The sequence below is a fragment of the Chryseobacterium defluvii genome (assembly GCF_003634775.1).
GTDB lineage: Bacteria > Bacteroidota > Bacteroidia > Flavobacteriales > Weeksellaceae > Chryseobacterium > Chryseobacterium defluvii.
Genome location: NZ_RBXB01000003.1, coordinates 957,789 through 984,718, shown reverse-complemented (window position 1 = coordinate 984,718; position 26,930 = coordinate 957,789). Strand labels below are relative to the sequence as shown.

Annotated in this window: 17 protein-coding genes; 5 read left to right on the top strand and 12 right to left on the bottom strand. The window is 35.7% G+C overall.

What is annotated here, in order from left to right:
* Window positions 1-108: 108 nt before the first annotated feature.
* The 11 genes from BCF58_RS16395 to BCF58_RS16350 all read right to left on the bottom strand — a co-directional run bounded on the left by BCF58_RS16395 (window position 109) and on the right by BCF58_RS16350 (window position 16,928).
* The gene (locus tag BCF58_RS16395; RefSeq protein WP_121462874.1) at window positions 109-2,604 is read right to left on the bottom strand and encodes an exopolysaccharide transport family protein; all 2,496 of its coding nucleotides are present in this window, start codon (window positions 2,602-2,604) and stop codon (window positions 109-111) included.
* A gap of 2 nt (window positions 2,605-2,606) precedes the next feature.
* Window positions 2,607-3,464: a polysaccharide biosynthesis/export family protein gene (locus BCF58_RS16390; protein ID WP_121462873.1), complete on the bottom strand. Its 858-nt coding sequence runs from the start codon at window positions 3,462-3,464 to the stop codon at window positions 2,607-2,609.
* Window positions 3,465-3,501: 37 nt separating this feature from the next.
* A complete protein-coding gene (locus BCF58_RS16385) occupies window positions 3,502-4,620 on the bottom strand; it encodes a glycosyltransferase family 4 protein (RefSeq protein WP_121462872.1) in 1,119 nt (372 codons plus the stop codon).
* A 93-nt stretch (window positions 4,621-4,713) separates the two neighbouring features.
* Window positions 4,714-5,715, bottom strand: a complete 1,002-nt coding sequence (locus BCF58_RS16380) for a glycosyltransferase family 2 protein (RefSeq protein WP_121462871.1) — start codon at window positions 5,713-5,715, stop codon at window positions 4,714-4,716.
* A gap of 3 nt (window positions 5,716-5,718) precedes the next feature.
* A complete protein-coding gene (locus BCF58_RS16375; protein WP_121462870.1) occupies window positions 5,719-6,789 on the bottom strand; it encodes a formimidoylglutamase in 1,071 nt (356 codons plus the stop codon).
* Between the two features lie 157 nt (window positions 6,790-6,946).
* A complete protein-coding gene (gene topA / locus BCF58_RS16370) occupies window positions 6,947-9,487 on the bottom strand; it encodes a type I DNA topoisomerase (protein ID WP_121462869.1) in 2,541 nt (846 codons plus the stop codon).
* Window positions 9,488-9,539: 52 nt separating this feature from the next.
* On the bottom strand, window positions 9,540-10,688 hold the full coding sequence (locus BCF58_RS16365) for a hypothetical protein (RefSeq protein ID WP_121462868.1): 1,149 nt from the start codon (window positions 10,686-10,688) through the stop codon (window positions 9,540-9,542).
* A gap of 151 nt (window positions 10,689-10,839) precedes the next feature.
* Window positions 10,840-14,169, bottom strand: coding sequence for a T9SS type A sorting domain-containing protein (locus BCF58_RS16360; protein ID WP_121462867.1), 3,330 nt, complete (start codon window positions 14,167-14,169; stop codon window positions 10,840-10,842).
* A 156-nt stretch (window positions 14,170-14,325) separates the two neighbouring features.
* A complete protein-coding gene (locus BCF58_RS17500; protein ID WP_170149041.1) occupies window positions 14,326-14,475 on the bottom strand; it encodes a hypothetical protein in 150 nt (49 codons plus the stop codon).
* 308 nt (window positions 14,476-14,783) lie between these two features.
* Complete coding sequence (locus tag BCF58_RS16355) at window positions 14,784-15,923, bottom strand: EpsG family protein (protein WP_121462866.1); 1,140 nt, start codon at window positions 15,921-15,923, stop codon at window positions 14,784-14,786.
* Window positions 15,924-15,926: 3 nt separating this feature from the next.
* Complete coding sequence (locus BCF58_RS16350) at window positions 15,927-16,928, bottom strand: hypothetical protein (protein ID WP_121462865.1); 1,002 nt, start codon at window positions 16,926-16,928, stop codon at window positions 15,927-15,929.
* A 190-nt stretch (window positions 16,929-17,118) separates the two neighbouring features.
* Here BCF58_RS16350 and BCF58_RS16345 point away from each other — a divergent pair, with 190 nt between their 5' ends.
* The 5 genes from BCF58_RS16345 to BCF58_RS16325 are packed head-to-tail and all read left to right on the top strand — an operon-like array spanning window position 17,119 to window position 23,751.
* Window positions 17,119-20,772: an MMPL family transporter gene (locus tag BCF58_RS16345; protein ID WP_121462864.1), complete on the top strand. Its 3,654-nt coding sequence runs from the start codon at window positions 17,119-17,121 to the stop codon at window positions 20,770-20,772.
* 43 nt (window positions 20,773-20,815) lie between these two features.
* On the top strand, window positions 20,816-21,730 hold the full coding sequence (locus BCF58_RS16340) for a dialkylrecorsinol condensing enzyme DarA (RefSeq protein WP_121462863.1): 915 nt from the start codon (window positions 20,816-20,818) through the stop codon (window positions 21,728-21,730).
* Between the two features lies 1 nt (window position 21,731).
* Complete coding sequence (locus BCF58_RS16335) at window positions 21,732-22,871, top strand: beta-ketoacyl-ACP synthase III (RefSeq protein WP_121462862.1); 1,140 nt, start codon at window positions 21,732-21,734, stop codon at window positions 22,869-22,871.
* Complete coding sequence (locus BCF58_RS16330; protein ID WP_121462861.1) at window positions 22,871-23,302, top strand: hypothetical protein; 432 nt, start codon at window positions 22,871-22,873, stop codon at window positions 23,300-23,302. Before BCF58_RS16335 ends, BCF58_RS16330 begins: the two co-directional genes overlap by 1 nt.
* Before the next feature lie 5 nt (window positions 23,303-23,307).
* Window positions 23,308-23,751 carry an ABC transporter permease gene (locus BCF58_RS16325; RefSeq protein ID WP_121462860.1) on the top strand — a complete coding sequence of 148 codons (444 nt, stop codon included), beginning with the start codon at window positions 23,308-23,310 and terminating at the stop codon, window positions 23,749-23,751.
* A 216-nt stretch (window positions 23,752-23,967) separates the two neighbouring features.
* Here the strand turns inward: BCF58_RS16325 and BCF58_RS16320 are convergent, their stop codons facing one another.
* Entirely contained in the window at window positions 23,968-26,880 is a 2,913-nt protein-coding gene (locus BCF58_RS16320; RefSeq protein ID WP_121462859.1) for a M16 family metallopeptidase, read from the bottom strand.
* Between the last annotated feature and the right edge of the window lie 50 nt (window positions 26,881-26,930).

The following is a 26,930-nucleotide window of genomic DNA, read 5'->3' as shown; positions in this document are numbered from 1 at the left end:
ATAATTTGTTATAAAGTAAACGACAAAGTGACAAAATTATTCTTTTTCTAATAACTTACAACTTATCTCCTATATAAAAACCCCCATTAAATGAGGGTTCAAAAATATTTATTTTTTATTAAATATTGCCTGTACTTTATTCCTTATTCTGATTAAAAGAGGTTCTTTATAGTTTTTGTCTTCATCAAAATAACCATAGCCATAACCGTAACCATAGCCATATCCATAGCCGTAACCATAACCTTGCTTCACATTATAATCGTTATAAACAAGTCCTAAATGATTAATTTCATCATTATGATACTTTTCCGTTATCATTTTAAGCATATACTTTTCTGTATACTCATGACGAACTACATATATATTGGCATCAGAATGTTTCATAAGATCGTAAGAATCCGCAACCAGCCCTACAGGTGGTGAATCTATAATAATGAAGTCATATTTCTCCTTTAATTCCTGGATGAAATTTATATTTCTCTCGCTCATCAAAAGTTCGGAGGGGTTGGGTGGAATTGGTCCTGAAGTTGCAACATCAAGATTCGGAATTTTTGTTTTATTGATAATCCGATCAATTGAAACTTCTCCCGTTAAGTAATTGGAAATTCCGTATTTATTGTCAATCTTAAAATCGCCAAAAATTTTAGGTTTCCTAAGGTCCATCCCCAATAGAATGGTCTTTTTATCACTCAGTCCCAAAACAGATGCCAGGTTAATGGATACATATGTCTTTCCTTCCCCGCCAACAGAGGATGTAATGAGGATAACTTTACTCTTCCCGTTTTCATTAGATAAAAATCTTATATTCGCTCTGATTCCTCTAAAAGCTTCCGAAACAGAAGACTTAGGATGCTCAAGAACAGTAAGCATATTATCATTGGTGTTATTCCCGATAACGCCCAACAACGGAATCCTTGTAGCACTCAGCAATTCTTTAATGTTTCTGATTTTGCTGTCCAGCAATTCTCCGATTAATATAAGAAGAAATGGTAATAACAAGAGACCTCCTATAATAGCTGCTTTAGTTCCTTTCACATTGGGTCCGATGGGCATCTGTCCTAAGTTTTTTGCAGGGTCAATCACTGTAATATCAGACTGATTGGTAGCTACTTTCATTTGGGCATCATTCTGTCTGGCAAGAAGACTGTTATAAGTAGCTTCGATCATATTATATCCCCTTTCCGCATCCAGATATCTTCTTTCTTTTTCCGGATAGGCATCCAGATCGGAATTGGCAGCAGAAATATCCTGGTTTAGCCTGTTAATCTGCTCATAATATCCGTTATAATAATTTCTTAAAGAACCAGAAGATGCCAGCTTCGCATCGTTAATCAGCCTATTGATTTCTTTCATAGGCTCAGAGTTTGGCGTATAAATAGTGGCCATTTCTCTTCTCTTAAGATAAAGTGCTTTCAACTCGGACACAGATGCTGAGAAAAGCCCATCTTCAAACCCTGCCGCATTGGTGCTGATCATTTTGTCAAAGTTTTGTGTCTCCAGAGTATTTCTTATACTATTTAATGAGTTGATTTTGCTCATTAAATCAGCTTTTTTAGCTTCAAGCTCTTTTATTTTGTTCAAAGATTTCTCATCCCTGTCTTTAATATCATATAGCTTTTCCGAAGTTTTCAGGAAATTTAAAACTGAAGCACTAGAATCCAGTTTCTTTCTAATATCATTAATGCTTCCTAATAAGTAAGCTTCTGTATTTTTATTGACTATATTTTTATCCGCCAGTCTTTTTTTCTGTAATTCAGCAACGGATTTATTCAAAAAGTTCACAGTTCCATTAAGATTATATCCTTTTTTAGTAATAATCATAATGCTGTTTATTTCTTTGTCAAACTCAACTCCTATAGTAGAAACAATACCATTAACAGCATTATTTACAGAACTAAGGCTTACAATAATATTCTCCAGATTAATTTTAGTGGGTACCGCATTTTGTACTAACTTGAATCTTAAATTAGGAGTTGTATACCATTCATTTACTTTTATAATTTTATTTTCCGGTCTTCCATAAGGGTTAACGAAGTGAAAACCTTCGCTTTCATAACTATATAAACTACTGCTCTGACCTTCTTTCGGAAGCACAACTTCATAGGAGTTATTACCTTTAGGAATCAAAGTGATAGGATAATCGATCTGCTGAAGATGTTTTTTGTCTACCTGTAAGAAAACAGGAGAATCATATTTATCCAGATAGGTAGATTTTATTGCTCCTTTTGTCGAATAGTTAACGAAGAGATCTAATTCTTTCACTAAAAACTCATTGTGTGATCTTGAAAGAAGCATTTTCTTTAAATAGATCCCATCTTGGTTTCCAGTGGGTGTCCAGATGAAATTGATAGACTGGTTAGGGGTAAAATAACTTGATGTATTATTGGAAACACTTAAAGACAGGTTGGAGGCATAGATGTTTTGAGCATAGTATTTACTGTATACCCAAGAGATCGCATATCCTAAAAGCAGCATAAAAACAAACCAATACCAGTTTTTAAGTATCCGTCTTAAGAAGTGTTCTATATCAAATAATGCAAAGGAACTGTATTTCTCTTTCTGAGAATTATTTTTCTCTACAGCGGTTTCTCTTTCTGGAATCATGACTAAAGATTTTTTAGGAGTAAATAAATGGATAATGCAGTAGTAATTACTGAAACTCCTGTAGTTAAAGTCTGAATCGGATCCTTTCCGAATCCGTTCAAGCTTTTTGCTCTTGTGTTCAGATAGATTTCATCACCGTTCTGTACATAGTAATAAGGTGAATTCATTACGTCTTCACGGGTAAGGTCTATTTTTGCAATCTTGATTCCTTCAGGTAATTTCCTGTGGATCACAATATTTTGTCTGTCAACCGTTCTGTTTAATCCACCATTGATAGCTAAGGCTTCTGTGATAGTCAATGTATTTTTGTGAGCCACTTTTTCTCCCGTCATTCCGGTTGTCTCAACATCTCCTAATATATAGTATGTAATTCCGTCCGTATTCAGTCTGACTTCAGATTTTCCTTCCTGGAAATTTTCATTTACTTTTTCCTGGATTTCTTTAGTTACTTCTTCAATTGTTCTCCCTTCTGCTTTTACATAGCCGATTCCGAAAACATTGATATCCCCGTTGGAGTCAACTTTCAGTCCGTTAAAGTAAAAATTAATATTTCCACCATTACCACCGCCAGCACTATTTATTACTGCCAAAGGATTGTTGGTGGTGGGGGTAACTGTACTTCCGGATGTATTCAGGGAAGAATAAAACTGCGCCGCGTCCCCTTTAGGAGTGGTAACGATATTAAGATTCAGAATATCATTTTTGGTAATTCTATAAACCGGAATATTGTAGGGAACCAATCCTTCTTCATTGATTACGAGACTTTCATTAGGCTGCATATATCTTACATCTTTGGTAGTAATGCACGATGTAATGAACAAGGGTAACAAAAAAAATAAATACTTATAGCTCTTCATCATATTTCAATGTTATTTACAAAAATAAAAATTTAAATGATTAATTGTTATTATTTCTTAAACGATAAATGAAATCCGGTAGATAAGCTCCTATAAACCCTAATATTAGAATAATAATTAATAATAGATTTACATTTATATGTCTGAAATAATAAGCAACGGTTACAATAAAAAGGTAATATATTATAATATAGAAACTGGATCTCCTGTGCGTAAGATTAAGTTTCAGCAATTTGTGATGAATATGGTTTTTATCAGCATCAAAAGGAGATCTTTTATTGATGATTCTCACAATGATGACATTCAAAGTGTCTACAATAGGTAAAATTAAAATAGCAACCGCCACTGCCGGTGCAGATTGCAAGTGATACCTCGGTACATTCGGCAATGCCTTATCGATAAAGATATCTATAAAGCAAACTGATGTAAATGCGAGTAAAAACCCTAACAACATTGAACCCGTGTCCCCCATAAATATCTTATTGGTCCGGTAATGCGACAAATTATAATACAGAAATGCCAGAACAGCTCCAATGATAATTACCGATAAAACAACCAGAGGATAATTATATTCTCCCAATCGATAATAACTTATCCCAAAAAGAGCACTGCATATTATAGAATATCCTCCCGCAAGACCATCAATACCATCAATAAGGTTGAATGCATTGATCAGAATAATAAAGGTAACAATACTGAATATAATACTCACCACATAGTTTAGCTCATATACTCCAAAAATTCCGAACAAGCTTCTGATTCTTATATCAGAGCCTATTACGACAAGGGACGAAACTATGATTTGAGCTACCAATTTTTTATATGCCCTCATCACTACAATATCATCCATCACCCCGATATATAAGAGGATTACCAGAGAGGCAAACAAGAATTTATACAGATCAAAAAGCTCATATGCGAAAACGGAGGCACATATTCCTATGGAATAAAAAATGGCAATTCCGCCAAGATTAGGAATTTTTCGAAGATGGGAACTTCTTATACCTGGTTCGTCCATCAGATTTTTCCTTCTGGAAATTTTAACAATAGTAGGGATGGAAAAGAAAGTAATTAAAAAAGAAAATATAAAACCAAGTCCTATTTTTACATAAAAAATAGGGATTCCACTTTGAGTTAAGAACAATTCAAAATTCTTCATTTTTTTATTCAAGTACTTGCTTTGTTCCGGTAAGAAGGATACATCCTGAATTTATAAAAATCCAATCGAAACAATAGTACCTTACATTTGTGTTTACATTAATTTCCTTATCAGTGTCTTTTGGCCGGCAAAATAAAGCAGATAAAAAATCTTTTTTTTCAAAGGCAAAGATAAAAGATAATTCTTATCAAAACGATTATAGTTTAATATATCTTTAATTTTTATTCCTCTTTGTACTATAAAATCACTAAGTTTATCGCCCATTTCATAGAAAAGCCTTTCGTCTTTTACAAAGGCCAAATAGGCTAAAAAAGAGTATACTCCTTCAAAAATCTGAAAATTTTTAAGCTCTTTTATTCTTCCTGAATACATGGATTTTTTAAAAATTTCTTCGACGTCTTCAACAGCCTTCAAAATATGCAGTCCTTTTTCCGTATGCGTCTTTGTAATAGAATCGCTGCGTTCCAGGTATTGATAATGGAAATTTTGGGTCTGTGCAATAACGGTACATTCCAGTAACAGCTGAGGGATTAACTGAATATCTTCAAAATGCACTCCTTTTTTAAATCTTTTATTGGAAAAAAGTTCTTTTTTGAACAATTTATTACATGCAAAATAACTGATATCGGAAAATACTGAAAAATGCTGACGCAAATCGATTCTTTCATGCATATTGGGAATCTGGGTAAGCTTTTGGGTTACCTTTCCATGCTCATTCACCTTCTGGATGTTGCAGATCACCATTTTCGACTGATGTTTTTCCGCTAATCCCATCATTTCCTCGAACATGGTTTCCGTAACGTAGTCATCACTATCCACAAAACCGATATAATCTCCGGTTGCCCGGTCAATTCCAAAGTTACGGGCATCGCTTAATCCTCCGTTTTCTTTTTGATAGGCTTTTATTTTTCCGGGATATTTTTGAGCATATTCCTGAATGATATGTCCGGAATTATCCTTGCTTCCATCATCAATGACCAGAATTTCTATTTCCTGAAGTGTCTGGCTGACTAAAGAGTCGAGGCATTTTGCCAAATAATTTTCGACATTATAAACGGGAACAATGATGGAAACTTTTGAGGGAACGTTAGTCATACATTATATTTTCGTCAGTCTTGTGCTCAGCCAGCCTTTTTTGGCCTCATCAAAATCTTTTCTTGAGCAGGGAATACAGTTTTCGATATTATCATCATCTCCGAAATACCATAAATTACTGAAAGTATCTCTTTTGAAAACATATTGTCTATCATCAATCAATACGTAAAAAATTTCATAGTGCCTCTCTTTCGGATGTGTTTTTTGGATATTAATCCCTTCGATCAGGTACCAGATCATCTGTGCTAAAAGCTGATGATTAAGCTGATTTTCAGAATAAATATTATAATTGAAAATCCCCACCGATTTAAGGTTTTCGCTCAACCCTATTTCTTTCATGTAAGCACAGATTTCTCTCCGGTTTAAACCGTTTACCTGTGGATTCATTGAAAAAGCATCACTGAAGCTTTCAATAGCATCACAATTTACTGTTACCAGATCTGCTTTTCTGAAGAAAGGCTCTGTTTTTTCCGTAGAGTTCATCATTTCCGCCAGACGGATGATATCAAACTCCACTTCTTTGATCAGCTTTATGGAATCTACTTCGTTCAGATGTTTCTGATATCCCAAATGATGGTAATTTTTGATAGAAAAATTCTTGGCACCGAAAATTTTACTTAAAAAAGTATGTTCATTGATTTCTTCCCCCTGCTTAAGGGAAATACTATTGCTGATCTGTGTATAATTGATATTTTTCTGGTGAAAATTCAATGCGGAGAATAAAGAGAACGCAAAATCATTAGACCCGCCGATAATGACCGGGATTGCCCTGTTATAATGACAAGCGGACAGTACCTCCTGTAAAATATAATGACTATCCTGAATGGTTTTTCCTGAAACCAGATCGCCTAAATCTACTACAGGAATCTCAAAATCCAGTTGTGAAAGCTTATAAAATTCTTTTCTCACCGCTGTAAAATCCTGTACTTCGCCCTCTCCGTTCGCTCCTCTGTAATCAGAAACGAATAGAAGAACAATACTGTCTTCTTTTATTTCTTTTGTAATTCTGCTTCCAATCTGCCAGTTTTCAGTCTTGAAATTTCTGGGTGAAATGATGAAATCTTCAAAATCCATATTTTTAATTTGAAAATTTGAGAATGTGATAATGTCTTAATTATTCTATTCCGCAAACATACAAAAAACCTTATCAAATTAATATTTTTACAGAATCAAACCATAAAAAAAGCCATTAACAGGGTTTGCTAATGGCTTTTATATTTTTTCAAACGTATTACTTCTTTTTAGCGGCTGTTTTTTTAGCTGCCGGTTTCTTCGCTGCCGGTTTCTTTTTCTCGGCGAAGGCATTTTTATCCTGATCTGTAATCCATTTTTTTACTTCATCCAAAGAAACGTCCTTCAATTCTTCTGCAACATACTTTGTATCATCTTTTTTCTTCGGAATTTTAAACATTGCCTTGCCGAATTTGATGAAAGGGCCCCATCTTCCGTTCTCAATGGAAATTTTTTCTTTTTCCCATTGCTGGATATACCGGTTGGCTTCTTTCTCCAGCTTAGCTTCAATCAGTTCATTGATATCGCTTTGTGAAAGATTTTCGAAATTATATTTTTTCGGGACATTCACGAAGATATCTTTGTATTTGATAAATGGACCGAACCTTCCTGTTCCTTTTGTTACAGGTTCTCCCTTATAAGTAGCTATAGGCGCATCCGCTTTTTTCTTTTCCCTGATAATTTCTTCTGCACGCTGCTGATTTACAGATAGCGGATCTTCCCCTTTTGGTATACTGATGAACGTTTCACCCCATTTTACATAAGGTCCGAATCTTCCTACTCCTACAGAGACTGTTTGTCCTTCAAAATCATTAAGATCAAAAGGAAGTTTGAAAAGCTCCAATGCTTCCGCTAAAGTGATGGTTGCAATATTCTGACCCGTCATTAACGAAGCGAATACCGGTTTTTCCTCATCATCTGTCTCGCCGATCTGGATCATCGCTCCAAATCTTCCGATTCTCGCATGAACATTTTTACCCGTTTTAGGATCAATACCTAATAATCTGTCTCCGGTTGCACGGTCTGCATTTTCTTCTACATCTTCAATTCTCGGATGGAATTTGGAGTAAAAATCCGTCATCATTTCTTTCCATTTCTGGTCTCCGTTGGCAATTTCGTCAAATCCTTCTTCCACCCTTGCCGTGAATCCATAATCCAGGATTTCTTTGAAATTATCCGTCAGGAAGTCATTCACCACTTCTCCGATGTCTGTAGGAACAAATTTGTTTTTATCACCGCCAAATTTTTCTTCAAGAACGGCTTTTTTAATGGCGCCATTTACCAGTGACATTTTAAGAACTTCCCGGGTTTGCGGTTCGATCTCACGTTTATCCACATACTCGCGGTTCTGAATGGTCTGAATGGTGGGAGCATACGTGGAAGGACGACCGATTCCCAGTTCCTCCAACTTTCTTACCAACCCTGCTTCCGTATATCTTGCCGCTGGTCTTGTGAACTTTTCTGCTGCAATAATCGTTTTATAGCTTAAAATTTCACCAACAGTTACTTTTGGTAATAATTTTTCGTTGTTTTCCTCATCTTCTTCTTCGGTTTTAACAATTCCGTATGCTTTTAAGAAACCATCAAAAACAATCACTTCTCCCTGTGCTTCAAACTGTTGAGGCAAATTTGAATTACCGATTTCAATAACCGTTTTTTCAATTTTGGCATTGGCCATCTGAGAAGCTAATGTTCTTCTGTAAATTAATTGATACAGTCTGTTCAACTGATTATCTCCAATGCTTTTTACACTAAAGTCCGTAGGACGGATAGCTTCGTGAGCTTCCTGTGCGGAAGCTGATTTGGTTGTATAGTTTCTCGGCGCAGAATATTCTGCTCCGTATTCTGAGGTAATTTGATTTTTCGCTCCTTCAATCGCTTCCTGGGAAAGATTTACAGAGTCCGTTCTCATATAGGTAATGTGCCCTTCTTCATATAATGTTTGAGCCAGGCGCATAGTCGTGGTTACATTATATCCCAGTCTGGAAGAAGCTTCCTGCTGAAGGGTAGAAGTGGTAAAAGGAGCAGATGCAGAACGGGTTCCCGGCTTCGTTTCCACATTCAGAACTTTGAATTCTGTAGTTTTTGCCAGCTCAAGGAATTTTTCCGCTTCTTCTTCTTTTTCAAAGTCTTTTTTCAGCTTTGCTGTTATTTCCTGCTCATTCTTATTCAGGAAAACCCCATCTAATCTGAAGCTTGCTTTAGGAATGAACTCACGGATTTCCTTTTCTCTTTCTACGATCAATCGCACGGCAACAGACTGTACTCTTCCTGCAGATAATCCCGGTTTTACTTTTTTCCAAAGAACGGGAGACATTTCAAAACCTACGATTCTGTCTAAAACCCTTCTTGCCTGTTGGGCATTTACCAGGTTCTGATCTATATCCCTTGGATTATCAATCGCTTTCAGAATGGCATTTTTGGTAATTTCATGGAAGACGATCCTTTTTCTGTTTTCCGGCTTCAGTTTTAATTCATCAGCTAAATGCCAGGCAATGGCTTCTCCTTCACGGTCCTCATCGGAAGCCAGCCAAACCATGTCGGCTTTTTTCACGGCTGCTTTCAGTTCCGCCACCAGTTTCTTTTTATCCGCCGAAACTTCATAATCAGGACTGAATGTAGCAAGATCAATCCCCATTCCTTTTTTAGGTAAATCCCGGATATGCCCAAAGCTGGATTTCACTTCGAAATCTTTCCCTAAATATTTCTGAATAGTTTTTGCTTTTGCTGGAGACTCTACGATTACTAAATTTTTCGACATTCTAAAAAATTTTTGCAAAAGTAAAGTTTTTTTATCAGATAGATTTTTTTAATCACATTTTATTTAATAATTCTAAAGGTGCAATGAAGATTCTGTAGATGATTCCTTCGAATGTAAATCCTTTGCCGGACATTTCAACCCTATAGATGAGTGATATTATGATAATGAATAATGTGATATAAAATTTCTTATCAAAAACAACAGGTTCATAAGCATACACCGAGCCTCCTTTCCTTAATAACAAAGCGAAAAGGACAATGATGAGCATCATATGAATATACATCCATCTTCCCCAATCAATTGCCAAATAAAACAGCGGTAACGAAAATAAAAAAGCACCGGCTAATAAAATAGATAATAGCTTTCGGTTGTTTAGATATTTTAAATAATACCCAATGTGAATTATACTTATTGCCAAGCTAATTATATAAAGCCTGTATTCTTTGATGTGTTCTTTTATATAAAGTCTTTCGTCAATCTGCCAGTAAAAAATCCCGTATGTAGGGTACACCCCTCTGCTGTTTAACATTTCTAATGACATTCCTTCGTTTACATTTTTACCAAAAAGTATGATAAGAATGGCTGGAATTCCGGCAGCAAGAAAATATTTGATATATCTTTTAGCTTCAAAATTTCCTGTTTTTACATAAAGTGCAATAGCAAAATAAGGAATATAAAACAAGGTTACTTCATGCAATAAAGTACTGACACAAAGCAAAATACAAAAAAGATATTCTTTATATTTTGAAAGCTTTTCCTGATCTAGAAGGTAGACAAACCATGTGAACAGCAGAAAAACAATAAATTCCTTCTTTCCCACATAGGTAACCGTATTTAAAAGCCCTACAAATCCTATGGAAGAAAGCAATAACGATACATACAAGAGTGTCGTAACCTTATACCGTATCAGCTTGGTATAGCACCAGAAGAACAGTGAAATAATTGAAAACTGGCAAAAATATACCAGGTAGTTGAGCCCGATTCCAGTAACGTCCTGCAAAAGAAAGAAGAAACTTCCCGAAAGTCCTCTTCTTTTAAAACCTCCGTCCTGATAATTGATCAGCCAGTCTGCCAGAATATAGCCATCATCCTTAAAGTTATAAATATAAGTAAAGACAAGGGTATAAATAGCCGTAGCAACAATAAGCAAATAAATCAGAATCTTACTATTGAAATACTGTCCGGCTTTTTGGAACTTCATACGTGTGTTTTTAACATTAAAAATGAAAAGAAACATAAAAGCTGTTCCAGTTCATGTTATATATTCATCATTTTCAATTTCAAAAATATGAATTTACATGTATCTGAACACTACTTTTATGTTTCTTTTAAACAAATAGTATGAAATGCTCTTATTCTTTGATGATTTTAACTACAGTTTCCTCATTGTTAATTCTCATAAGATAAGTTCCCGTAACCAATGCTGAAAGATCAGTTTGTTTGTTCTCAAATTTTCCCGATTTCACAAGCTGGCCGGACATATTATAAATCTGGTAATAGTATCCTTTATCACTTGGTGCATGAATATAAAGAACACTTTTCACAGGGTTCGGATACACTTTGATCTTATTAGCGATTAGTCTTTCATCTATTTCCGTTTTGGTCAGAGGAGCTGCAGCTTTAGTTACCGGAAGTGAAGTAATCTGTAATTTTGGAATCACTCCTTCTTCGTTCCCGTTAGCATCGTACTTTATTTTAACACAACGGCAGCTCATTCCGAAATAAGGATCATTATTATCATGGAAAGCAATGATTCGATTGGCAGAAGAGGCTGCATCAAACAACATGTTCACAGGTCTTCCTATGTAATTTGAGTTCAATGCGGCGGTCCACACTCCGGGATACTGAAAATTAATGAAATTGAATGTTCCCTGTGGAGCCTGATTACCGATTACACTTCTAAATCCTCTGGATCCGGAATTAGGATAATTTCCTATTTTATAAGATGAATCGTTAAATGTATATCCAATGGTAGAAGTCGTGCTCGGATTTCTCACCCGGATACCTGAATAATCATTGATGATACTATAAGAGGTTGCTACATTCTTATCTTTTTTATAGAAAGGGGTAAGTCCGAAATCCTTATTGGAAATAATAGCAACACCTGACAGGTCGGGTATCCTCCATCCTGCAGGACAAGGATCAAATGGCGATTTTTTTCCTCCTCTTCCCCATCTGTCCGGAGCAAGATTAGGCTCAGCAGACAACCAGTCCGAACCGTTTGTATAGTTTGGAACGGCACTGTTGAAAGGCGCAAAGGTACTCGGAATCATATACACCAACGGATTCCCTACAGAATAAGCAAGCACTTTGGCTATTTTTTCCGAAACTTTATCGGAAGCCTGCACATTAGCTGTTCCGGTATAAGTATTATAAGGAACAATATAATTTCCAGACATATTGTTATAGGTTGATGACGACAAAGTAGAATAGGTTACAGAACCGCTTGCCATAACATTTCCTAAGAATACATTATAAGAAGCCCTGTTATCTGCGTGCTGGAAAACAGGAAGCGGATCTTTTCTCCCCCACTGATAATGTAAACCAGTTGCAGCCCTGATCTTCGCCATCTCAGCTGTAGTAGGTGTAAAAGGATTTACCACTACCGGGAAAGCATCTGTTGCTCCTAAATTCCTGTCCATAAACTCTGTCTGGAAAACATTATCTGCCTTGTTTACATAGTTTACATAGTTGGTAACAGAAGTATTCGGAAGCTCAGTAGTATATGCGTTTGATCCTACCGGAGTATCCGTTACCCAGATATGCCAACTCCAATATACAGGATTGGTCGTATTTTCGTTATGAAGTGTAATTACTGCATTACCACTCTGGTTAGGCTTTACGGTAACCAGGATTTTAGTATTGGCAATATTATCCAGTGTTCCAGGAGAAGGATTAACTACAGTAACGGTATTGATCAGTTCCGTATTGGTAGACCAAAGAACATTAGCTTTTAAATTGCTAAAGCTTGAAGAATTAAGGATCATCTTGTTATTTAAAAGCTCACTCTGAACAGAAAACGCCTTGCTTACAGGAATTTCAACGGTTGAAATCACTGTATTTTTAACAATTTGATAGGTGTTGGGATTATCCATACCTACTTTGTATTCACTGGCAGATACCAAATATTCTGTGGGGAAATCATAATTATTCACCACATATAACGGGTCTTTTATACACCTGCATCCCGCAGCATTAGATGTTGGTCCCGAAGACAGAGGTGAATACCAGTATCTCCCCTTTACATCAGGAAATCCGGAATCCGGAATATCCGATTGCCCTTTATCTGGAATCAGAGATAAAGCTCTTGCCCCGACAGCCGGGGTTGCATCAAAATGCCTTGTCATTGTTGCTGTCCATAAAGCAGTCTGGTGCTGATCCGTATATTGCCCGTTATGGAAATTTAAAACCAGCTGTCCCGTTCCCGGGAAAACACCCATATTAAATCCTCCCACATTGGATAAATCAAAACCAAAATTAGGATAGATCTTAAACCCTTTCATGAATGTTGGGGTAGAGGTATCCGTTGGTTTAATGATATGATAATTATTGGACTCAAAAACATTTTTCGCCATATTGGTTCTTACTCCGAAAGGCGAAAAATCAATTCTCACATCATCGATATATGATGCTGAAGCTGAATTAGCCACTAACGCTGAAGGGATTCTCCACCCGTTGGGACAAGGATCAAAAGATGATTTATCCCTATAAGGATTGGCATTATTATCATCATTGTAATTAGCAGCAATCAATCCCTTTGAATTATCAGACCACAAATTCAGCTCACTAAGCTGATTGGCTGCCAATCCGGAAAATATACCAAACCAGTTTACCGGCAGGTTAGCATTATTGTTATAATATGCAGGTCCTGAATTGTCATCTTTATTAACGTAAATAAGACTTAACGGATTTTTTACTGACAATCTTATATTATTGGTAATACTGGCATTTGACAATAAAACAAATTTTCTTAGGTCATCAATTTTAATAGCATTCGTCATATTTACTGCTCCTCTGTGTCTCACTCTTCCTATAGAGCCGGAAACTTCATAGAAATCATTTCCCCGCCACACTAAAGGCGGAATAGGGTCTTTTCTGCCCCACTGATAGAGTAACCCGCCATTACGATTCCAGTCTGATGCTGTAATGGAGCTGCTTATCGCTCCCAAATTCCTATCCATCCATCCCCAGTCTGCATCCGGAATAGCTTCAAGAGTACCGTCGCTCTTTTCTCTTCTCAGGGTATTAAAGCTCTTATAAGTAGATCCATTGGCAGGATTATCTGTAACCCAAATGTGCCAGCTCCAAAAAATCTCATCATTTACTCTTAAAACGACAACAGCATTTCCTTTTTTAGACTTATTGACCGGTACTTTTATTTTTGCATTCACTCCGGAATCTACAATTTCAAGGGAGTATGCCTGTCCGGTTTTTATCAATCCGTGAACATCCTCCCATAATACATCCGCTGTAACCTTCCCGGCAGGAATTCCGCTTCCTTTAAGATATTTATCTTGTTCCCACATTGCATAAGCCTTTTTTACAGGAATATACAAACCTTCATTGTTTAAGGCAGGATCAAATATGTAACTGTTGGGAGCTTTTGTCCAGTCTTGGGAATATGCATAAGCCGATACTATGCAAAAAATTGCAATAAAAATTTTAAAGACTAACTTTTTCATGGCTTGTAATTATTTTTCAATTCGAATTTAAATAAATCACAACAAAACCATTGATTATTGTGATAAAATTCAACATTAAAGCACTATTAATTAACTTTTGCTAAAAAATACGTTATCTTCTGCTAAACAACGCATTATCCTCTGTTAAAAAATAGATTATCTTTTGTTAATAATTACAGCCATGGAGTAACCAGACTTTTTGACATTCTGCACTTTTAAAGCTAATACGCTTTCTACTGATTTTAAAAAGCAGGTCCATTGAGACCTCACTGTTTCTTTTTCTTGCTTTTTTACTAAATTTTTCATATCCTTAAGTTTGTGCTGCTATCAAAAGTGCAATATCTAAGCCTTTGCTATAAAATAATCATTTATTTTATATATAAAACCGAGATAAACAAATTATTTTATTAATACATTAAAATTAAACGATTACTAATGAAAATACAGCATATAAATTTCATCCGTCGCAAAAGTATGTATAATTATTAAATGTTTATAAATAATTTATTTATTTTAAGAAATATCAGGTCATAACTTCATTTTTCCAACTTTCAAATCAACAAAAAAAGCAGTACCAACAGGCACTGCTTTTTATATAAAATTTTAGGTTAATATTACGGAAGGAGATGGTTTCTGTAAAGATCAATTGTAAATCTTCCGGCCTTTATATTATTAAAGCTTGAGAATACTACAAAGTTAAATACTACCAAAGCAAGAATAAAGGTATAGATCATTTTTTTAGTGTTTTCAGATACCACATACATCGTATTAGGAATCAGAATATATGAAAACCCAATAAATGCTCCCGCCAATCGGGAAGAAAAAATGGGATTGTTCCTGAAAATAAAATAAAGACATATTCCTATAACTGCATAGTTTCTATGATACTCATAATAAGGAAATTTTTCTTTCATCTTTGTATCGAAAGCAAAAAGGAAAAAAGTTAAGATAGCCATCATAGCCTCAGGAATCCCGAAGCCGCCATTAAGTCTTTGGGTGGTTTCATCTATATATCCGTTGAATCCCATCGCAAGCGTATTATCAGCCGCCACATTGTTCAAAAATTCACCAAATGCCCGGTAGACTTCAAAAGGGGATAAAAATACGGAAGTAATGATGAGAATAAGCATAACGGCTTTATTCAGAGGAATACGGGCTACCCAGTACATCGGAAGGAAAAGATAGCAGACATTATGAATACCACCCGCCAGATAAATACACAGGAGATAATAGAATAATTTTCTCTCCTTAATAAATCTTATCGCAAAATAAACAACAAACGACCCCAGATTCTGCCTGATCTGCCCGCTTTCCCCAATAAAAAACCCGGGAATAAACATAAAAGCCATGAAGGTAAAGGGATAGAACGTATTATCTTCAATATATTCAATTTTAAAGAAGACAGCGAGCGCTGCAATAACAAGAGTAAGAATATAAAAGGGCGCATTGAAAACGTTCAATAATATTTTGTTGATCAGCACAAACAGCCACTCAACTTCCATAGGTTGATTCCCTTCCATACGAAGAGCTTTCAGAAAGATCGTTACATATTCTTTAGTATCCGAATAAATATAAATCCCCTTATAACTTCCATAATCCGGACCCACCTCATTTCGGAGTCCCGCAAGAATCACAAGATAAATCCCTAAAAAATATAGCCATCGTTTCTCGACTCTTCCCCGGTACACTTCCTGAAAGCTCATAATGAGCATGAAAACCAATGCAATTATATAATATGGATGTAGTAAACTCATTTATTATGGATGAACAATTTTAAATTTCTGTGAAGCAAGCACGATTCCTGTAAGAATTAAAGGCAAAAATAACCTTGCTTCCCAAAAAAGCCCCACTAAAGTAATCATTATAAGATATGGAAGTGAGAAAAAAAGATATTTTTTCAATATTCCCTTTCCTTCCTCACTACATAGTTTGTACCCAAAATACAATGCAATTATTCCGAACATTAGCCCGGCTATATTGTATGGACTCGTAAAATTCTTAATCAGATAAACCCCTTCAAAAAAAGAAGCATCCTGGCGGATTGACAACCTAAGACCAACATAAGGCAGCACAAATGCTATCACCAGTAACAACATTTCTTTTATAACCGCAAAATCTCTTTTCTTCCATGTTTCAGGGTCAAAGAAAACCGCCGCAAAAAAAGCAATATTCAGACAAGCTGTTTCTCTGGCAAATGTCGAAATAATGATAATGATGCTCAGCAACATAAGATCCATAGGCTTTCGGCCTTCTAAATAGGTAAGGGTAAAATAAACCCCTGACAGATAAAAGAAAATAGCGATCAGATCACAATTGGTCGGGACGTATTGCAATATCACTATAAAAAATACCGCCAACAAATGAAGCATTCTCCTAACATTACTATTCTGAATGATTTCCACCGGCTTAAGTTTGAAAATCTTATCTAAGATGACTGAGGACAAGACAAAAAAGAAAGCATTGATCAAAAAGGTACTGTGATAAAAAACAGACCCATTTTTCAAAAGGAAATTTTTAGTGAATGGTAAATACCGATCTATAATGTAAGTCATTACTTCCGTAACATGCACACTGAGAAAATTAGGAATTACCCTGTAAGCATATACAGATTCAAACATAAAATCAGGTGCCTTTTCAGCAGATTTTATCCAGACCACATAAGCAGACTCAAATCCATAATAGGATATAAAGAAAAGCAGGAGAGGAAAAATTATTATAAATAAAAATCCGTTTATTTTTTCATCAATTGGTTTTAACATATCAAAACAGCATCATTTTTGTGTAAAATTTTGTTTAAAATACATTTTAATTAAGGGGAACTTTTGCAAAAGTATAAGTTTTTTTCATTTCACCTAGAAATATTTTATTGATTTTCAGCGAAAACTTGTCTGTAAAAACTTTTAAACTAATGCTTAAAAATTTAAATTTGCAACCTTATTTTATAATGCAATGCATCGCTTCTTCATTTATTTATATTACCTGATTTCTAAAAACAGAATTTTATCTGTTTTTATTGCATTGGGCATTGCTATAGCATGTGGGTATTTTGCTTCAAAAATTAATTTTGAAGAAGATATCAATCAGATTATTCCTAAAAATGAAAAGTCCGATCTTACAGGAAAAGTTCTTAAGCAACTCAACTTTTCAGATAAGATTATTGTTATCATTGAAAATAAATCCGGTGAAAACAGTTTCCAGCTTTCCGAAACCGCTGATGCTTTTTTACAGAAGTTGCAGCCTCTGCAGAAGTACGTGGGTTCTGTTCAGGGGAAGGTGAATGATGATGAAATCTCCGAAACTTTTGATTTTGTCAACCAGAACCTGCCTTTATTTCTAAGCGAAAACGATTATAAGGAAATTGAAAAAAAATTACAGAAGGACAGCATTGCCAAACAGGTAGAAAGCAATTACATTTCATTAGTATCTCCCACAAGTCTGGTGACCAAAGATTTTATTAAAAAAGATCCGCTGGGAATTACTTTTTTAGGAATCAAAAAGCTCAATGCCTTAAATATCGGCAAGGATTTCAGGCTGGAAGACAATTACATTGTTACCCAAGACGGCAAGAATCTTCTTCTTTTTATTGAACCTAAAAATAAAAGCAACGATACTAAAAACAATGAAGCATTCGTTGATCAGCTGAATGTCATTAAAGATACTATCAACCAACAATTTAAGGGAAAAACAGAACTCAGTTATTTCGGTTCACCGGTAATTGCCGTTGCTAATGCCAAGCAGATCAAAAAGGATATCCAGAACACAGTTCTGATTTCGATGACGGTCCTTTTTATTTTGCTGATGTATTATTTCAGAAACTTTTTTACTCCTGTTATTGTTTTTCTTCCGACGGTTTTTTCTGTTTTACTTGCTCTGTTGACCTTATATTTTATCAAGGATAAGATTTCGGCAATCTCTTTAAGCGTCGGAGCCATTCTTATAGGGATCACCATTGATTATGCACTCCATATTCTTACGCATTACAAGCATAACAATAATATTGAAGAGCTTTATAAAGAAATCACCCAACCTGTTATATTAAGCAGCGCTACCACCGCTGTTTCATTTTTATGCCTCGTTTTTGTTCGTTCCGAAGCATTAAAGGACTTGGGACTTTTTGCATCTATCACAGTCATCCTGTCTTCTGTATCTGCCTTAATTATCGTACCGCAACTTTATCATCCTAAAGAAAGTGCCAAAAAACAGAATACAAATTTTATTGATACAATAGGGTCTTACCCTTATGAGAAAAACAAACCTTTAATTATCGGATGTTCCCTGGTTATCATTGCCTGCCTGTTTGGTTTCAGACATGTCGGATTCAATGAAGATATCGGCGACCTGAATTATATCCCGAAAGAATTAAAACTCAATGAAGCCAAGCTGGAAAAGCTTTCTGATATTACCTCCAAATCTATTTACACAATTTCTTATGGAGACTCTGAGGAAGAAGCATTGTCCAGAAATTCCCAACTAAGCCAATTCTTAGAGAAAGAAAAGCAGGAAGGGAAAATTTTAAGCTATAATTCTTTAGGAAATGTTGTTTTATCTGAGAAAGACCAACAGAAAAAGATTGAAACCTGGAAAAATTTCTGGGATGAAAATAAAAAAAATCAGACTCTATCTGAACTGGTAAGCAATGGAGCTCAATTTGGATTTAATAATGCAGCTTTTACACAGTTCAATGACATTTTAAACAAAAACTACTCTGCTTTAAGCCTGAAGGATTATGAAAAAGTAAAAGCCTTACAGGTTTCAGAGTTTGTAAGCAACGAAAAGGAATTTTACACCGTTTCCAATGTTGTGAAGGTAGATGAAAAGAAAAGAGACGCTTTTATCAAAGATGTCGAAAAGAAACATCATGCGTTAGCGATCGACCGCCAACAAATGAATGAAAACTTTTTAGGCTTACTAAAAAGAGACTTCAATACGCTGATCAATTATTCTCTTCTCGCGATCATTCTGACGATTATTGTTTTCTTCAGGAACTTTGAACTGACAGTTCTTACGATGTTCCCGATTGTTTTAACGGGAATCGTTACCGCCGGAATTTTATATTTTTTAGGATTGGAGCTTAATATTTTCAGCACGGTTGTCTGTACTTTAGTGTTCGGAGTTGGAGATGATTTCAGCATTTTCCTCACAAAGGCCATGCAAAAGGAACATACAACGGGGAAGAATGAACTTCCTACCTACAGAATTTCTATCATTCTGGCCGTTTTCACCACTGTCCTTTCCATCGGGTCTCTTATTTTCGCCAAACATCCTGCGTTACATTCATTGGCACTGGTTGCTTTAATCGGAATGTTTTCCGTGATCATCATTACCTCAACATTGTATCCGTTCTGGTTCAGATTTCTGATCATCAACAGAGCTAAAAAAGGACTTTCACCTATTACCTTCAGATTGTTTCTACACTCTGTTCTTTCCTTTTTATATTATGGATTGGGGGGACTGTTCTTTTCCGTATTCGGGAGCTTCTTGGTAAAGAATTCAAAAGGGAAAACATTAGACTTCATTAAATTATTAATGGCTAAGTTTTTAACTTCTGTCTTATTTTCGAATCCATTTGTAAAGAAAAAGGTGATTAAAAACGGACATGAGGATTTCAGTAAACCGGCAGTCATTATTGCTAATCACACTTCTTTTTTAGACACTTTAGCGATTGCCATGACCACTCATAAAATTGTGTACCTGGTGAATGACTGGGTGTATCAGTCTCCCGTTTTTGGGAAAATGGTAAGAGCTTTGGGCTTTTATCCGGTTTCCCAGGGAATAGAAAACGGGATGGAAAAATTGAAGGAAAAGGTGGATCAGGGATATTCTCTGGTTGTTTTTCCGGAAGCAGAGCGTTCTTATACTCATGATATCAAAAGGTTTCACAAGGGTGCTTTTTATCTTGCCGAGCAGTTTGGACTGGATATCTTGCCTCTTTATATTCATGGAAATTCCGAAGTTTTGCCTAAAGGAGATTTTATTATTTATGATGGGAGCATTACCGTTAAGGTTGGTGACAGAATCAAAAAGGATGATGTAAACTTCGGCAATAATTACTCAGAAAGGACGAAGAAGATCAATGCTTATTTCAGGGAAGAATTTGCTCATCTGAGGAAAGAAACTGAAGGTGAAAATTATTTTAAAAAGAAATTATTGTTGAGCTACCTGTACAAAGAAGACGATGTTGTAAAACAAGTAAAGGGAGATTTCAATGATAATAAATCAGTATATTTTGAATTGAATAAACATATCTCAAAAGAGGCAAGTATTTTGCATGTTTCGGATGATTTCGGGCAAAAAGATGTTTTGCTTACCCTTTATCAGGCCGGAAGAAAAATATTCAGTTGGATCAGAAATGAAGAAAAGCGTGAGATTGCTAAACAAAATTATTTGGTAAAAAGAAGAAAATTAAATTATATACATGATATTTCGGATGTCAATAAAAAGATAGATGTACTTTTGATTTCGGATGAAAGCTTTGGGATAAATACAATTCCCAATTTACCTGAAACCATCATTTTCCTGAACATGAATAATACAGGATTCGAAAACAGTGCTTATCAGAAGGTATTTGACACCGAAGCAATAAAAATTTTCAAAAAACAGTAAATAAATCTGAAAAGTATATTTTTGTAAACACTAAAAAAATTTAATGAAAAAAAACATACTTGTTATATATTATTCACAAACCGGGCAGCTGGAAGATATTGTGAAGAATGTATCCAAACCTTTTGAGGATAAAAAGGAGGAATATGAGGTTACTTATTATAATATCCAATTAAAGACGGATTTCCCTTTTCCATGGCCAAGTGATGTTTTTTTTAACACTTTCCCGGAATCTTACCTACAGATTCCGAGCGAAATTCACCCCCCATCCTCTGAAATACTGGATAAAAAATATGATCTGATCATTTTTGGGTATCAGGTTTGGTATCTTACTCCTTCTATTCCTATTATTTCATTCCTGAAAAGCGGCTATGCGGAAAATCTTTTAAAAGACACTCCTGTAGTTACTGTTTCCGGAACAAGAAATATGTGGATGCTTTCCCAGGAAAAACTGAAGGTATATTTAAAAAATCTGAAAGCTAAACTCGTAGGAAATATTGCATTGGTAGACCGGCATGATAATTATACCAGTGTATTAACGATCTTGCGCTGGCTGACAACAGGGCAAAAAGAAAAATCCGGGATATTACCTGCTGCGGGAGTTTCATATGAAGAGATCACCGGTGCAGGAAAGTACGGGGAAATCATCAAAAAACATTTTGAAAACAACACCCTGGAAAATCTACAACCGGATTTGGTGAAGAACGGAGCTGTTGAGATCCGCCCATTCCTGGTGCGAGTGGAAAAAGTAGGAAACAAAATCTTCACCGTTTGGTCCAACCTCATCATCAAGAAAAAAGAAAAACGCCCCTTGCTGGTCAAATTCTTTAAGGTATATTTGATGGCTGCAATCTGGATTATATCCCCGGTTGTTTTAATATTTCATATATTGCTGGGCCCTTTATTCTGGGCTAAAAGAAAAAAAGAAAAAGAATATTTACAAGGAATAAAATTAAAATAAGATGTACGACGTATTTATAACAAAAGCTTCAACATACTTACCCAATGAGCCGGTTTCTAATGATGACATGGAAACGTATCTTGGCTTGGTAAACGACACTCCATCTAAAGCAAGGGCTTTAATTTTAAGAAACAACAAAATAAGAACCAGATATTACGCATTAGATAAAAACGGAAAACCTACCCATACCAATGCCCAGATTACGGCAAAAGCGGTAGAGGGCCTTTTCGATGAGAATTTCTCAAAAGAGGATATGGAATTACTGTCCTGCGGAACGACTTCTGCAGATCAGATCCAGCCGTCTCATGCATCTATGGTTCATGGCGAACTGAATTTAGGGAAATCTATAGAGATCAATACTTCTATGGGGCTTTGTAATTCGGGGATGAATGCATTCAATTATGCTTTTCTTTCTGTAAAAGCCGGAGTAAAACAAAATGCAGTTTGTGTAGGTTCTGAAAGATTTTCGTCCTGGATGACTGCTGATAAATTCAATCATGAGGCAGAAAATTTAAAATTACTTGAAGAAAGACCCATCATCGCCTTCAAAAGAGAATTCCTAAGATGGATGCTTTCCGACGGGGCAGGTGCTTTCTTATTGGAAAACAAACCAAGAGAAAACAGCACTTCTTTAAAGGTAGAATTCATTGATTTCTATTCTTATGCTCATGAAATTGAAGCCTGTATGTATTCAGGTTGTGAAAAGCAGGAAGACGGAAGCTTGCAGTCTTGGGCAGATTATCCTTCAGACGAATGGCTGAAGCAATCTATCTTTGCTTTAAAACAGGATACCAAACTATTAGATGAATATATTCTGGTAAAAGGCGCTGAAAGCTTAAGAGCATCTTTTGATAAACACCAATTAGATCCTGAAAAAATTGACCACGTTCTGGCGCACATCTCTTCAGGATATTTCAAAGAAGGATTAAAGGAAGAGTTTGCTAAAAAAGGAATGGATTTCCCTTGGGAGAAATGGTACTACAACCTTTCCGAAGTTGGAAACATCGGCGCTGGTTCTATTTTCATTGCTTTGGAAGAACTGATGAATTCCGGTACACTGAAAAAAGGAGAAAAAGTATTGCTTTGTGTTCCTGAAAGCGGAAGATTTGCATACTCTTGCGCTCTGTTAACTGTTTGCTAATGGAAAACAGATTGCCAACAGCTGATCAGAATTTTGTGGAGAGCCTTATTCCGCAAAGATTTCCTTTCGTGATGGTGAATGAGCTTTCGGAATATTCCGAGAATCATTTAATTTCAGGATTTAAAATCAAGGAAGAGAATATTTTTGTTCATAATGGTGTTTTTCAGGCTTCAGGGTTAGTCGAGCATCAGGCTCAAAGCGTAGCATTACATACCGGATATCAATTTTATCTGTTGGGGAAAGGGGCCCCTACAGGGTATATCGGAGCTATTAAATCTTTTGAAGCTGAGGCTTTACCCCAGGTAGGAGATCGTATAATATCGGAAGTGGAAATTCTGAATGAAATCATGGGTGTTACATTGGTCAATATTATCACTAAATTAAATGGTGTAATGATTGCACAATCTCAAATGAAAACTGTTGTAAAATAGCTTACATGAAAATCAAGGAAGGCAATCTCATCAATATCCATCATTATTTACCTCATCGTGAACCCATGATGATGGTGGATTATATCCTGGAACTGACCAAGGAAAATGTTATTACTTCCTTTATGATTACGGAAGACAATATTTTTGTCCATAACCATACATTCGCAGAATCCGGGCTGATTGAAAATATGGCTCAGACCTGTTCATCCATTTTTGGACAAAGTTTCTTTGAAAATCCGGAGGCAGATGTAAAAGTGATCGGTTTCATTACCAATATTAAAAAGATTGAGATCTTATCTTTACCGAAAGTGGGCGATAAAATTACTTCAAAAGCCTCATTGATCTCACAGTATGAAAATATCTGCAATATGTTTTGCGAAACGTTTAATAATGACGAGTTATTGATTAGGGCAGAAATCAACTTATTTATTCAGGAAGTTAAACCGTAAAAGATTAAACCAAAATATTAAAAAGCTGTACAAAAAAGTACGGCTTTTTTCATTTTTAAGCCACAGATCCCACAGATTTACACAGATGATTATGCTTATATTAGATAGTAGCTTACATTTTCTAATACGTAAACATCAGTGGGAAATCAGTGGGAAATTCAACAAAAAAAGTGAGGTATTTCTACCCCACTTTTAAATATATTGTCAACTAAAAGATTAGTATCCGAAAATTTCTTCCAGGCTTACTTCCTTAAACTCTCCCATTTTATTAATAGACTCCATGTTCAGGTTTTCTCTTTTCCCGATAATAGCAGTATTATATTTTACAGGCTTAACCTCTGTATTATAGAAGTTGGTAAGTTGCGGTAATGTTAATCCCTGGATTTCAGAATAAATATCCTTTCTGATATCATAATCAACACCTAATTTTTTAAGTGCCAGCTGATTAAAGAAAATATTAGTTCTGTTGATCCTGTTGGAAGCAATTTGTTTCAAGGCTGAACCTCTTGCATTTTCAAACTGTGTAGGGATTTGTGGCAGTTGCACCATAAGATCATTCATCGCATTGACAGCTAAAGGAAGTTTATTGGCTTGTGTCCCTATATAGTTGGTAATATAGTTAGGATGGTTCTTTTCCGTTGCATTGGCATAAGAAACGTAAGCAGAATAAGCCAAAGATTTACTTTCTCTGATCTCCTGGAAAACGATAGAAGATAATCCACGTCCGAAATATTCATTGAAAACATTAGCTTTCCCGAAATTTCCAAGATTTACATTGCTTCCTTTTGCTACTTTAGACATTTCCATCTGAACCATATCATAGTTGGTGAAGAACACCTTTCCTTCCGTTGACGGTTCAGGATATTCTTTTGCTTTTGAAGGCTGAAGGCTTGTCGCTATAATATATGGCTTTACGGCCTTTTCAAGACTTTTCTGCTCCTGTCCGTAAAGAAAAACTTCATATGGATATTGGTTGATCGTTTTTATTTTTTTCATCAATTCATTGACGTCGATACTTTGTAAACGTTCTTTAGAAATAATATCCGTCATTCTGGAATCTTTCCCGTACTTCGCATAATTATTAAGAGCAGCCATAATCCTGTTCTTATCTTTTTTAGCAACCGCTCTTGATTCTAAAATAGCCTTTACCGTCTGATCATAGATAGCTTTGTCAGCTTTTACATTGGTGATCCAATGATTCATTAGCTCTACTCCTTTCTGCATATTGCTTTCAAGCCCGCTTAAAGTGATAACCGTCTGATCATTAGATGTTCTGAAGCTATTTGAAATTCCTAATTTATAAAACTCTTCTTTCAATTGTTCCGGAGAATATTTATCTGTTCCCAGATACTCTAAAACAGTCACAGCCAAAGACAATTCTTTATCGTTATCTGTTCCGAAAGGGAAAATATAGCTCACTTGGGCAATTTCATTGTATTTATTTTTAACAAAGCTTACCTTCTTATCTTTGATCTGGGAAGTCTGAATAGCAGTCTTATAATCTATAAATTCAGGTTTGATTTCTGTTGCTTTTGTTGCCAGAAGATCTTTAAGGAAAGGGGATTGCGCTTCTCTGTTCAGCTTGATCGGGGTAATTCCCGGATTTTCCACACGAACAAGTTTATCATTCACTCCTTTTTCTTTGTAAACCACTACGTAGTTCTCTTTGAAAAATTCATTCGCAAATTTTACAATTTCCGCTTTTGTGATCTTCTCATATTGGTTAATCTCGTCAAGCTCCTGTTCCCATGTTCTTTCGTTGATATAAGAATCATAAAGATTGGTTGCCAATCCATCAGCCGTTTCCCAGCTCTTCATTCTCTGAACTTTTTTATCATTAATGATCGCTTTCAGCATCCAATCAGGGAATTGTCCTTTTTTCACCAGCTCCAGTTGGTCAAGCAATAGTTTTTTAGCCTCATCAAAGCTTTGTCCCTCTTTTGGAGTTACAGTAAGAGAAAAAGAACCATACATTTTAAAAGGAGATTCATTAGCTCCCGCTCCCAATGTTTTTTGCTTTTGATTGATATTAAGGTCAATAAGACCGGCATCTCCTCTGTTGCTTAATATTTCAGCCACCATATCCGCCAGTCTGGCTTCCTGTGTTCCGTAAGAATCCGTTCTCCAGGCAATGGTCATTCTGGGAGTCGATGGACTTTTTACCGTTCGGGTCACAATATTTGTCATCGGCTCTTCCGTAACCATTTTTTTCATTGGTAGTTCTTTGTATTTGAAACCTCCGAAATATTGGTCTACCAATTTGATTGTTTTGTCATAGTCAAGATCACCCACCAGAACCACGGCCATATTATTAGGAACATAATAGGTATCAAAATATTTATGAATCGCCACCATGGAAGGGCTTTTTAAATGCTCTGAAGTTCCGATGGTAGTCTGTTGCCCGTTGGGATGTTTTGGGAAAAGAGCATCCATTAATGCATAGTTTACGAGACGGCCATCATTATCCTGAGCTCTGTTATATTCTTCATAAACCGCTTCCAGCTCTGTATGGAAAAGTCGCAAAACCAATTCTGAAAATCGTTCCTTTTCCACTTTAAGCCATTTTTCCAGTTCGTTGGAAGGAATATTATTTTTATAAACAGTTTCGTCCAACCATGTATGTGCATTGGTTCCCGTAGCTCCTAGTGATGAAATGGCTTTATCATATTCGTTAGCAATTGCATATTTAGAGGCTTCCTGGGAAACTTCATCTATTTTTTTATACAATTCTTTCTTCTTTGCAGGATCTTTTTCAGCTTTATGCTGCTCATAAAGATCAGAGATCTGCTGAAGCAATATTTTTTCTTTTGCCCAATCCTGGGTTCCCAGGTGTGAAGTTCCTTTGAAAACCATGTGCTCAAGATAGTGAGCCAATCCTGTATTGTCGCCCGGGTCATTATTTGAACCTGTTCTTACCGGAATATACGTTTGAATTCTCGGAGCATCATCATTCTTTGCCAGGTATACTTTTAATCCATTTTTTAAGGTATATACCCTTACACCGGACTGATCTTTCTTTACCGTTTCATAAGTGTACCCTTGATTATCTGTAATCTTTTGAGTATCAAATTTCTGAGCCATTGCACTGATCATGCAAAACAGCGAGACAGAAATAAAAAATTTCTTCATAGTAATATTGTTTAATCCAAATTTCTTTAAAGTACATTAGTCTTACTTGA